The following is an 11,355-nucleotide window of genomic DNA, read 5'->3' as shown; positions in this document are numbered from 1 at the left end:
GTATGTCCGCTGTTAATCACCACATAGCGATCGGCCGCCAGAGGGCTGGGGTGGATCAGTGCAGGAGCGTGTCCGACAGACGCGTAGTCGCGGTTTCCCAGAGTCAACGTTTCAGGGGTCCACGTGAGAGGCAGACTGGGGAGAACTTTGGCGATAAGCGTGTTGCTGCCAGGATCACCAAACAGGATCAGATGTTTGTCACGGAGGTCTTCGGCCGTCACCTCGGTATCGTTTTTGACGGTCAGGTCTCCCCGCATGTAACGAGCCCATTCGTACTCAAACCGCCGCAGGCTGGCGTCAGCCCACGCGTGGATCTCGGGGTTCCAGGCTTTCCCTGTCCCGCGTACACAGAGGAAAGGAGAACTGAAGGCATCGTCAATGGGACCTTGCAACCCGGGACGTTTACCTGCGAGTTTCACCGCATGTCGATCCCCGAGACAGACCCATTTCCCCTCCTGAAGCGCGAGGACCAGGGGGTGTTTCGAAGCGGGAAGTTGCAGTTCCTGCCCGGCGATTCGTACCGTGGTTCCCTCGGCCGAAAGAACTCGTGGTTCCAGGGCAAAGTGAGTAATGTTCTGCAGTGTCACGATGTCGATACTGCCGTCATCCCGGATCCTGGATTTGATCTCTGCTCGAGCGTAGTGCTGCTGCAGACCGAGCAGCTCGATCCAGTGACAGCGGCTGTACTTGAGGGTCCATGTCACAAAGCGCAGTTCACGAGGTGTATGATCCAGCCCCCTGTGCACATGCATTCCGATCAATCGCATCTGTTCGGCATGCGTGACAGGATCAATCACGTGTCCCGTCCCGGGGGAAATCAGGTTGATCATTTGCAGCCCTTCCTTTGCAAATGTTTCACCCATGATGACGTGAGCCTGAAAGAAGATGTCCTGACCGCCGATGGCGGCAATCGCGGGGACGACACTGGCATTCGCTGCATAGTCGACGGAATCGAGCATATGCAGGCCCAACTCCTGATATTCGGGAAGTGGGCCGACCTTGATAAATGAGGGAATCGGAGTTTCCGAGAATCGATGAGTATCCACATAACCGCAGTAGGGACCGAGTGCGACGAAACGATCAGGATGCTTCAATCCCAGATGCCACGTGCCCGATGCCCCCATCGACATCCCCCGAAGGACGATTCGATCGCGGTCAATATTGTAGTTGCGGCACACGGCTTCAATCGCTTCGAACACGTCGGTCTCACCTGCCCAGCGGTAGCAATTTTCGACTCGCCCCAACGGGTGGAGCTCGATGTAGTCCACGTCGGGTCCGGTCGCGTCCGCACTGTCCGTCAGACCGAATCGAGACATGAAGCGAAGCTCGCTCATCCCGACCGGCTTGGAGCTTCCATGCAGGACAACATCCAGTCGCGTGGGACGCGACCCGTCATATCCCTTGGGAATGATCAGTCCGAAGGGTTGTGCAGATCCGTCGACGGCGGAGACGTACCCGCGGACAAGATTCCCTTTCCGCTTGGTCCAGGGGGACTGGTTGTTCTGAAGTTGCTGGAGGCGATGCAAACCGGTCGCCAGAGCCTGATCCACCACGGCGCGATCACCGGGTGTGAGCGGCCCGTCATACCGTTGAGCCCAGACGGCCGCTCGGAGAAACACGCGAGCATCCGCCAGCAAATCGGGATTGATGTCAGGTCGCCGCGTGAATTCCGCTTGCAACCGTCGAGTCGCCTCGTCCGTTGCAACGACTTCAGCAGCGGGAGGTGAATCCGCGGCAATCAGGCTCTGCCCTACGAGGACCACCAGGAGACAGAGACACCACTGCACCAGGGAAACGGGATTCGCGATGCGTCCAAAAGCGGTTGGAACTATTGGATTCGTGTTGCGGAGGGGGCTTGAGGAATGGTCTACGTTCTTACTTGAACTGGTACTGCGGAAGGGAATCGACATTCTTGTTCCTCTGGCAACTGACAGGGGTGACACAACATTGCGAACAGATCCAGGGACAATCGCCCCCTCAGCGTCGGCCCGAATGTACACTCGCAGGTCCCCCCTTTCCATTCGGTCGGGCCTGGAAAGGGTCGTGGCTGGCAACTGTGGTGCGACGAGGGAAATGAGGGTTGAGGTTTGAGGCCTCGATTAGATTCTGGCAGAAGCTCAGGGGTGGGCGGGGATACCTTTAAAAGTTGTTGCGGAAAGACGTATGTGCAGGAGCATGCGAAGTGATTTACAATTTGAGGCCACTTCCGCACGACGGAAGCGGAGTGACGCTCACTTTTTCAATGACGGACCGCCCCGGGAATGATTGATCTCCACAGCCATATCTTGCCAGGTGTCGATGACGGACCGCGAGACCTGCAGGAAAGTCTGAAGCTGGCTCGTGCCTATGTCGAGGATGGCGTAACAGTAGTTACCGCGACTCCTCATTGTCATCGGCTGATTCACTTGCTTCGTGCTGATGTACTGCCTCACGTCCAGGCCTTTAACCAGGAATTGAAGGGGGCCGGAATCCCGTTGACGGTGCTACCCGGTTCCGAAATCCAGGTTTACGATTCCACCGTCTACCGGCGTGAGTTTGAGGACGATGTCTTTTGCCATCTGGGCGACCGGAAGACCTTCACGCTGCTCGAATTCAACTGGTCCGTCGATTTATTTCCTCGTGACGCGGCAGAACTGATTGAGTGGATCCGTCGTCAGGGAATGATACCGATCGTCGCTCATCCCGAGAGGCACGTCTTTTTTCGGGAACAGCCGGAATTGGTTCGACCACTGGTTGAGGCGGGTGCGTGGCTGCAAATTACTGTTGATTCGCTGATCGGCAATTTCGGTCCTGAAGCCAACGCCTTTGCGGAGCAATTTTTACGGACTTACCGGGAAGCAATTCTGGCGTCAGACGCTCACAACACGAAGCGATGTTCGGGGCTTTCCCGAGGCTATCAATGGGTCCGCGAGCATCTTGGTGACAAACGGGCCGAGGATCTGTTTGATCGGGCAGAAGTGGTACGAGCCAGCCTGCTGTCAGAACCTGTCTCCTAGTTTTTTACCCGAGAACTTTCGTTGACGAACACGCGAGAACCGCTGCCGCGTGCTTGCCGATCTTGCAGCTGAGTTCAGGCAGCCGCGAGCCAGTCCGCTACGTCGTGATTGGAGAACGACAAACGATCTGCCGAGTCGATTAAACCACGCGGATCCCCCCAGGAAGAGAAAGCTCGTTCAGCATTTTCTGAAGATCGTCCAGGCTGACCGGTTTTACCAGATGTCCGTTGCAGCCCGCTTCCCAGGACTGTTCGCGGTCCGACTCCTGACCCCAGCCGGTCAGAGCCACGATCCTCATGTCGGCCCCCCACTCCTGTTGACGAATACGCCGAGCGGCATCTAAGCCATTCAGCCGAGGCATCCCGATATCCATCAGAATAACATGAGGTTGAAATGCTTCTGCTCGCTCAATCGCCTCAATCCCATCAGCAGCCAGATCCGTTTCATTTCCCAGTAGCCGCAGCATCATCGCCATGGATGATGCGGAATCCTGATTGTCATCAACGACCAGGATTCGTCGTTTGGAGGGGGGCGTCTGAAGGCCCTCGGGAGCCATCCTGGCAGGTGGTTGCGGGTGATCGTCCGAGATCACGGGAAGGCGCACGGTAAACTCACTTCCCTTGTCCAAACCTTCACTCGCCGCCGTGACAGTTCCCCCATGCATTTCGACCAATCCTTTGACGAGCGCGAGGCCGATACCAAGGCCGCCTGTTGCCCGTTCCATCGAACGATCGACTTGCGAGAACATATCAAATAGGTGAGGAAGTGCATCGGCAGGTATACCGATCCCGTTATCCTTCACCGACACACACACTTCATCTCCGGAGAGTGTGGCATCCACAGAGATGAGCCCTGCATCGTGAGTGTAGCGGGCCGAGTTCGTCAGCAGATTACTAAACACCTGGGCGAGTCGCGTCAGGTCCGCATCCAGGAAGACGGGCTGGGGGGGAAGATGGATTTCCAGCGTGTGTCCAGCAGCCTGGATCGCGGGCATCGCCGTTTCGACAGCGCTGTTGATCGCTTCCTCCAGCGTCAGACGGGTCCGACGGAGTTCCATCTTGTGGCGGTTGATCCGAGACATATCCAGCAGGTCATCAATCAGCCGGACCATATGGGTCAACTGTCGATCCATCATCGTCTGAGCGTGGTCTCGCTCTTCTGCGTTCTGCGACAAACGCAGGACCTGCAATCCATTCCGGATCGGTGCCAGGGGATTTCTCAGTTCGTGAGCCAGCAATGCCAGGAAGTCATCCTTGTTGCGGTCGGCCTGCCGCAGGGCTCGTTCCGATTCTTTTCGGTCTGTGATGTCCCGACTCGATCCCGCAACGGCCTCGACCTCACCGTCTGAACCAAAAACGGGCGTGAAGATATGCTCGTAGGACCGCGTCCCCAGAGAACTGGTAAAGAGAACCTCATCTCGTACAGGCTGTTGAGTGCGAACGACATCCTCGATCTGCCGTTGCAGTAAGGTGGCAACGTCCGCAGGATAGTTCAGGTCTTCGAAGTTTCGCCCCAGAACTTCAGAGGCGTCTTTCTGCCACAGTGTCAGCAATGATTTGTTGACATAAGTAAATCGGCCCTCACAGTCGAAAAGGTAGATAAAGTCCGGGGTGTTCGAGAGCGCGGTCTCGAACATTCTGCGTTGCCGTTCCGACTCGGCCGTGACGCGTGCAAGGTCATTCTCGGCTTTCTGACGCGAGGTTAAATCGATTCCCTGAAGCAGTACGCCCGTGGTCGCTCCCCTGGCGTCTTTCAATGGCTGATAGACAAAGTCAATGACGCGTTCTTCCAACTGCCCGTTGCGATTAAAAACCACTTTCTGATCGGTGTCGAAGCGAGTCTCTCCACTGCGATAGACACCGTCGACGATTTCGAAGTAGCCCTGACCGGCAATCTCGGGAAATGCTTCGCGGATCGTCATCCCGACCACGTCGCGATCGCCAATCAGTTCGCGGTAGCGGTCGTTTGCCCGCTCGATCAGATGATCTGGACCGGAGAGCACACACATGAATGAGGGTGCATGCTCGAAAATATCGGCCAGTCGTGCCCGCTCAAAGTCAATTTGACGTAACAATGCATCTCGTTCGGCTTCCATGCGTCGACGTTTACTGACGTCGTTGACAAAGACAGAAATCCCCTCTGGAGTGGGATAAGCCCGCACTTCGGCGTCGCAGTTGAGATCGGAAGAGAATGCGGTGACCGAACCCTCCTGGTGACGATCCATTGCCATCCTGAAAACGGCTTCGAACTCACTTCCCGTAAAACCCGGGAAGACATCCCACAAGCACCTTCTGACAAGCCGATCCGCGGTGGCATTAAGAAGCCTACCTGCCGGCCCGTTGACATACGTGAATTTCCACTCACGATCGATCGAGAAGAACGCCTCACTGATGCTTTCCAGAAGGACCAGAGCCCGCTGCTGCTGTTCCTGTAAGGCGAGTTGAGTCTTCCGCTTTTCGGTGATGTCGCGGAACACCAGCACCGTGCCACTGATATGACCGTGTTCCGTTTGGATGGGTGCCGCCGACTCATCAATCAGTCGCTCGGTCCCATCGCGGGCGATCAACAATGTCGGCTTGTCGAAACCAATCGTAACACCCTGTCGTCGTGCAAGGTCTGCGGGATTTTCGACAGGCTCATGAGTCTGTTCATTGACCACCCGAAACACACTGGCAAGCCTTTGCCCTACCGCTTCAGACCGTTTCCACCCGACAAGTGCTTCTGCTACCGAATTAATAAACCGGACCCGCCCTTCACTGTCGGTCGTGATCACCCCGTCCGCAATACTCGCCAACGTCGTCATCAACTCATCCGCACGAGCCTGTTCCGCAAGCTGCGTTAGACGACGCAGCCGAATCTCGGCTTCGAGCTCCTGCTGGCGGTCGTCGATACGGCGCCAGGCCCGTTGCAGCAATTCCCCGATCCCGCAGAGGATTGCTCCGAGAATTGCGAACGACATGAGACGTACTAATCCGGACGGATCGTCACTAATTCGTTGGATGTACGAGGGCGAAAACAGGAAGAGGGCCGTTAAGATCCCTGAAGTCGTGGAGATGGCTCCGGACCTCCATCCCCCCAGTACTCCACTCACGGCGATCATGAGCGTAAACGCCAGAGAGGTTGGAATCCCACTGAAAAGGTTGGGAGTAAACCTTTGAAACACGACCATCAGCGTACAGCCGATAATGCTGACGACGATCGGGATCACGTTTCGCTTCAGCGATGGCATTACGGAAAGCTCCGCAGATTCTCTTCATACTGTGTCGACGGCGCAGTGCGAGGAGGCGGCTTTTCTCCCCGAAAAGGGGGCAACCCCTAGCCGTTTGAGACGGCTCGACAGCGTCAGCCAGCTCGCCCGAGGGAATATATCCCGGTCAACTGCCGTCCGTCGACTCCACAACCCCCGTTAGCGGGGCGGGAAAATAAGCCACATCACGATTGCAAGAGTCTGTGCGGGATTACATCACCGCGACGAACTTACCGCTTATCAGATTCGCAGCCCGGAACACGAACCTCATTTTCGACGTGGTCGGCGCGATGGACAGACCGGGCCAACCGGTTCCGTTCAGAGAACTAACCTCGTGATTGTCCCCTGCGATCCGTCGGTGTGGCGAACGAAGATCTTGCTTGTGCGAGGCGACATCGGTCTCTTGTCGGAATGCACCCCGCGAGCGGCTGGTCGACGGAACTCGTAAAACTGCTGAACTAGCCGGACTGCGATTCCTGAGGAACACTTTTATCCACCGGCTCCAGCGCGGAAATAGCGGGGCCGTTCACGACTTGCCCGTAAGCATCGAACCGCGATCCGTGGCACGGACAGTCCCACACCTTTTCGAGGTTGTTCCAGTGAACGATGCAACCCAGATGCGGGCAGACAGCAGAGCATTCGTGTAATTCTCCAGCCTCATCTCGATAAACCGCGACTTTGGAAAGGCCACGCCTGAGGACGGTTCCCTCGTCCCGTTCCAGTTCATCAGCCGAACTCCGGTCGCCACCCGAGAGCCAGTCGACGACGTACTCCGTGCCCACGTTCCAGTTCTCTGACACGAAGTTACGCCAGGCCATTCCTGAAACCGGTTTACGTGCCGGATCATAAAATTTTGCCCAAGGGTGATCGTGACCCAGAATCAGTTCTGTCAGGAGGATCCCTGCGATCGTTCCATGAGTCATCCCCATTCCCGAGTCACCGGTCGCAATATAGACGTTCTCTTGATCTGCGGGATTCTTGCCAATAAAGGCGCCCCCGTCCGTCGTCTCCATCACCATACCCGACCAGCGGAATTCGATTTTTCCCATCATCGGAAAACGTTCTCGACCCCAATTTTCCAAGCGGAAATGTCGCTCGGCCTGATCGTTAACCTGTCCCGCTTTATGATCTTCCCCGCCGATAATCATCAGGTCTTCCGCATCCGTAAATTTCTGCAGCCGAACATAGTGATAGTACTCTTCGGTATCCCAGAATAAACCCCGCGTAATACTGCCGGCCGGAATTCGTGCGGCGATGACATAGGTAAGATACGGAGCCATCTTCGTATGCATCGCAAAGATATCGTTGACGGGCGAGTTCGTGGCCACCACAACAGCCTTGGCTGTAATCGTAGGTCCGGCTGACGTTTCTACGGACGGCACACTTCCGCCATGTACCTGACGGACCGGGGTGTCTCCGAAAACATGTCCCCCCATCTCTTGGATCGATTCCGCCAGATGAGAAATGTACTTCAGCGGGTGAAACTGGCCCTGATTCGGGTAGCGAAGAGCCCGACCCGTATCGAAAGTCGTCAGCGGCGCACGTCCCACGATTTCGAGACCTTTCAGACCTGCCCGTGTCGCTGACTCAAGTTCCTTATCCAATATGTCGGTCTTCTGCCCGGGAGGACAGAACAGGTAACCGGGAAGACGGTGGAAGTCGCAGTCGATTCCCTCGTTCCGGACGATTTCTTCGATTCGATTAATCGCAGCCGTATGGCTTTCAGCGGCGATCCGAACCCCGTCGACGCCGTGAACTTTTTCCACCTCGCTGTAGAGGTTGTCGTGGGCGTTGGACAGATGAGCGGTCGTCCGCTGCGTCTGGCCAGCAGCGATCCGCCGACTGTCAACGACCACCACCGACTTACCGGCTTTTGCCAGTGAGTAAGCTGTCGAGATACCGGCGATCCCCGCACCAACCACGCAAACATCGACCTTCAAGTCTTTCTGCAGGACTGGCCGACCAGGAATTGAAGCGGTTGCCATCCATACAGACTGTGTTTGTTCAGTTTGTCGCTGCATTGGAAGGTTCCTTTATTTTCTGCGGTGCTCCCTTTTCAGAATGGAAGTAGCAAACTTAGTGCCGGGGCTTCAGGGACGATCAACCTCACGTGAGACCCATTCTTCTGGGATCCGGTTCCTCTCAAAATCAAACCGCCAAGCGACAGGTAGCGATTTTCGACGATTGTGGTATCGAATATGCTAGTTGGTCGTCCAAGGTTCATTGCCACGAGTCAGCCCATACATCCAGCACAACGGGAACCTTTCTGCTTCGTTATTTCCCTCGCCGCAGAGGTCGGGTTCCCCTCATCTTGGGGACGAGTTGGAACGAACAGCAGCGAAGCAAGAACCAATCCCGACGCAGCCCTGACGAGACATCCGTGATCTGCATCTGAGACGAGTGAGATTAGTCTGCATGGATCTAAAATCAGACATCCCGTTCTGGCCTCTAAAAAATGGACTTCTTCGCTGTTACCCTCCGCTGAAAAGTGACGAGGACTGTGACGTTGCCATTTTGGGGGGTGGCATCACTGGTGCTCTGGTAGCGCATCGGCTGACTCAGGAGGGCCTTTCGGTCGTTCTGGTGGACCGCCGAGAAATTGCCCAGGGAAGTACCAGTGCAAGCACCGCCCTCCTCCAATACGAGGTCGATACCCATCTGACCGATCTGGCTGAGATGATCGGCAAGGATGCGGCTGTTCGTGCTTACCGACTTTGTTCGAATGCCATCGACCAACTTGCCGAGATTGTTTCGGGGCTGGATGACGCCTGTGACTTCGAACGCCAACCAAGCCTGTATCTGGCTTCCCAGCCCAAGGACATCCCGGCTCTGCAGGCTGAGTGCGAACTCCGTGCCCGACATGACTTTCCGGTCCGCTGGCGGAGTACGTTCGATATCCGGAATGAATTCGGTTTCGAGGCGCAGGGGGGAATTCTGTCCCAACAAGCCGCTGCCGTGGATCCCTTTCGACTGACGCATCGTCTGCTGGAAGCGGGGCAGAACCGGGGTCTGCGTGTTTATGACCGGACCACGGTTCTCGCCTGGAAGTCGACCGGTACTGGGGTTGAACTTACCACAGATCGCGATGCGATCATTAGAGCCAAGGTGATGGTCTTCGCGAACGGTTATGAAGCCCAAACCGCGTTGCGGGAAAAAATCGTGACGTTAAAAAGTACCTACGCGCTGATTACGGAGCCTGATCAGCCGCAAATCTGGAAGCAACCCTGCCTGATCTGGGAGTCTGCTCGTCCTTACCTTTATCTCCGGCGCACTGTCGAGGGACGAATTCTGGCCGGAGGTGAAGACGATCCCTTTCGTTCTCCCGCTCGCCGTGACGCTCAGCTCGACCTCAAGAAGAATCGCCTGCTGGAGCGACTGAAATCGCTTTTCCCCGACTTTCCGCTCGAAAGCGAATACGCCTGGGCGGGAACATTTGGTGAAACGAAGGACGGGCTCGCCTACATCGGCCCTTCTCCGGAAATCACGAATGCCCACTTCGCCCTGGGATTCGGTGGAAACGGAATCACCTACAGTGTGATCGCGGCCGAAATCCTGAGTGACCTGATCCAGGGACGACCGAACGAAGACGCGCAATTGTTTCGGTTTGGCAGATGAACCCAGCGAGTCGCACAGTCACGACACCGCAAATGAACGTACCAGATCCCTTTGAACGTTGAACGATCAAGCAGCATGATGGCCGTTGCTACAGCAGCGAGTAACTGACTCAACATCTCAAGGAGTGGCCTGCAACCTCGCATGATGCACGTTGACTTCGTTGTGCATCGTGTAAAGACGGAATCGTTCGCCATCAAAGATCAGCATCCCGCTCGACTTATTCTCCTTCGTCGGCCGAAGCGGGTTGCCAGCGTACTTCTTCCAGTGAATCAGATCATCCGAAACTGCCAATCCTGTTGACCAGATGGATGGCGTGCCGGGATCTTCCGATTTATGAGCCCCGTGAAAGACTGCGTAGTAGCGCCCCTTGTGTCGGAAAATCTGGTTGAGAGCAATCTGATTGAAGTCATACTCATCGGGTCCCGGTTCCAATACCGGTTCGTCTTTGACATTGGTGAAAACCTCGGTATCTGACGATGTCGCCAGCCAGACTGCCCGATCCCCACGTTCGTAGAACAAGTACCACTTGCCGTTCTCAAACCAAGCAGTCGGAGTTCCATACGGGCCATCGGAAATCGGTTCGCCGTTGACCTTGCGCACATCCAGCCGCCGCACTCGCTGCCACGAAACTCCGTCGCGCGACGTGAGAAGATGCGCCTGGTCCTGCGCCCCTTCCGCGAACATATAGTAGGTCCCCTCATGGGGAATAATGCAGACATCTTCAACCCAATATTCCGAATAGATGGGGTTTCGGGACTCCCGCTGCCAGACGTAGCCATCCGTGGACGTGGCGTAGCCCAGCTTCTTCTGACCCGGGCGGGTTCCGTCGTAGCCCGTGTACCACATTTTCCATTGGTTCCCTTCACGCAGAATCCAGCCCCGTTCCCGGATCTTGACATCCCAATGCCCCTCCCCCGCACCGAGGAACAGAGGGTTACGCGGGTCAGACTCAAACTGAGTCAACTCGGGAGGAAATTCCTCATCAGCGTAGACGACACTCGCGACCCAAAGCGGTGAAATAAGCAGGCAGGCCAGCATCGCAAAACAGTGCAGCGACGAGCGGACCGGCCCCAGAGACTCAACGGCCCCTAACTGGCTTGAATTCCCTCGGGCATTGTCCATCGATTGGCCTTTCTTACGCGAGTAAGGTTATTCCTGAATTTCGCTGTAAACGTGCTGTGCCCCCGCCAACACGATGCATCCATCACACGAAGCAAGCAGCCGAGCGGCCTCGAGCGGGTCTTCCAGCGGTGTCATGAACGACCGTTCGACGAGTTGGCTGTCGAGACGGCTGAGCAAGTAAATTGAAGCCCAGTCTGCAGCGGAAGCAATTTGTGATGCTGATAACACGTCTGGCGGTGCGGCATTTCTCAGGGGGCGCAGGGCGGCCTTGGCCGAACGACTGTTGCCGATCATTTCGATTCCTGCCCCCGGCTCTGCGGCCAGATCGGACAAGACAATGATGCGGCCACCCTGAACGACCAGTTTACGAGCCGC

General features: G+C 56.3%; 7 protein-coding genes. 2 read left to right on the top strand and 5 right to left on the bottom strand.

The window, feature by feature from the left end:
- Positions 1-1,910: prolyl oligopeptidase family serine peptidase (locus VGE80_RS01900; RefSeq protein WP_440591471.1), on the bottom strand; the 1,910-nt coding region annotated here is incomplete at its 3' end.
- A gap of 351 nt (positions 1,911-2,261) precedes the next feature.
- Here VGE80_RS01900 and VGE80_RS01895 point away from each other — a divergent pair.
- Positions 2,262-2,996 carry a tyrosine-protein phosphatase gene (locus VGE80_RS01895; RefSeq protein WP_440591470.1) on the top strand — a complete coding sequence of 245 codons (735 nt, stop codon included), beginning with the start codon at positions 2,262-2,264 and terminating at the stop codon, positions 2,994-2,996.
- Between the two features lie 139 nt (positions 2,997-3,135).
- Here the strand turns inward: VGE80_RS01895 and VGE80_RS01890 are convergent, their stop codons facing one another.
- Both VGE80_RS01890 and VGE80_RS01885 read right to left on the bottom strand, forming a co-directional pair.
- Positions 3,136-6,225: a hybrid sensor histidine kinase/response regulator gene (locus VGE80_RS01890; protein WP_440591469.1), complete on the bottom strand. Its 3,090-nt coding sequence runs from the start codon at positions 6,223-6,225 to the stop codon at positions 3,136-3,138.
- A 476-nt stretch (positions 6,226-6,701) separates the two neighbouring features.
- Positions 6,702-8,264, bottom strand: a complete 1,563-nt coding sequence (locus tag VGE80_RS01885) for an FAD-dependent oxidoreductase (RefSeq protein WP_440591468.1) — start codon at positions 8,262-8,264, stop codon at positions 6,702-6,704.
- Positions 8,265-8,658: 394 nt separating this feature from the next.
- Here VGE80_RS01885 and VGE80_RS01880 point away from each other — a divergent pair, with 394 nt between their 5' ends.
- On the top strand, positions 8,659-9,858 hold the full coding sequence (locus VGE80_RS01880) for an NAD(P)/FAD-dependent oxidoreductase (RefSeq protein WP_440591467.1): 1,200 nt from the start codon (positions 8,659-8,661) through the stop codon (positions 9,856-9,858).
- Positions 9,859-9,975: 117 nt separating this feature from the next.
- On the opposite strand, the gene VGE80_RS01875 is transcribed toward VGE80_RS01880, so the two are convergent.
- Together VGE80_RS01875 and VGE80_RS01870 are read right to left on the bottom strand one after the other, a co-directional pair.
- A complete protein-coding gene (locus VGE80_RS01875; RefSeq protein WP_440591466.1) occupies positions 9,976-10,980 on the bottom strand; it encodes a glycosylase in 1,005 nt (334 codons plus the stop codon).
- 27 nt (positions 10,981-11,007) lie between these two features.
- The coding region (locus VGE80_RS01870; protein ID WP_440591465.1) for a hypothetical protein at positions 11,008-11,355 on the bottom strand (348 nt) is incomplete at its 5' end.

The sequence above is a fragment of the Schlesneria sp. genome, assembly GCF_036405755.1.
GTDB lineage: Bacteria > Planctomycetota > Planctomycetia > Planctomycetales > Planctomycetaceae > Schlesneria > Schlesneria sphaerica.
The sequence above is the reverse complement of the archived record's forward strand: the minus strand, read 5'-3'. Positions and strand labels throughout refer to the sequence as shown.

Bases quoted from the DNA above. Each gene is read 5' to 3' on its own strand.
- VGE80_RS01895 (WP_440591470.1), top strand. From the start codon at position 2,262: ATGATTGATCTCCACAGCCATATCTTGCCAGGTGTCGATGACGGACCG.
- VGE80_RS01880 (WP_440591467.1), top strand. From the start codon at position 8,659: ATGGATCTAAAATCAGACATCCCGTTCTGGCCTCTAAAAAATGGACTT.
- VGE80_RS01875 (WP_440591466.1), bottom strand. From the start codon at position 10,980: ATGGACAATGCCCGAGGGAATTCAAGCCAGTTAGGGGCCGTTGAGTCT.
- VGE80_RS01885 (WP_440591468.1), bottom strand. From the start codon at position 8,264: ATGCAGCGACAAACTGAACAAACACAGTCTGTATGGATGGCAACCGCT.
- VGE80_RS01890 (WP_440591469.1), bottom strand. From the start codon at position 6,225: ATGCCATCGCTGAAGCGAAACGTGATCCCGATCGTCGTCAGCATTATC.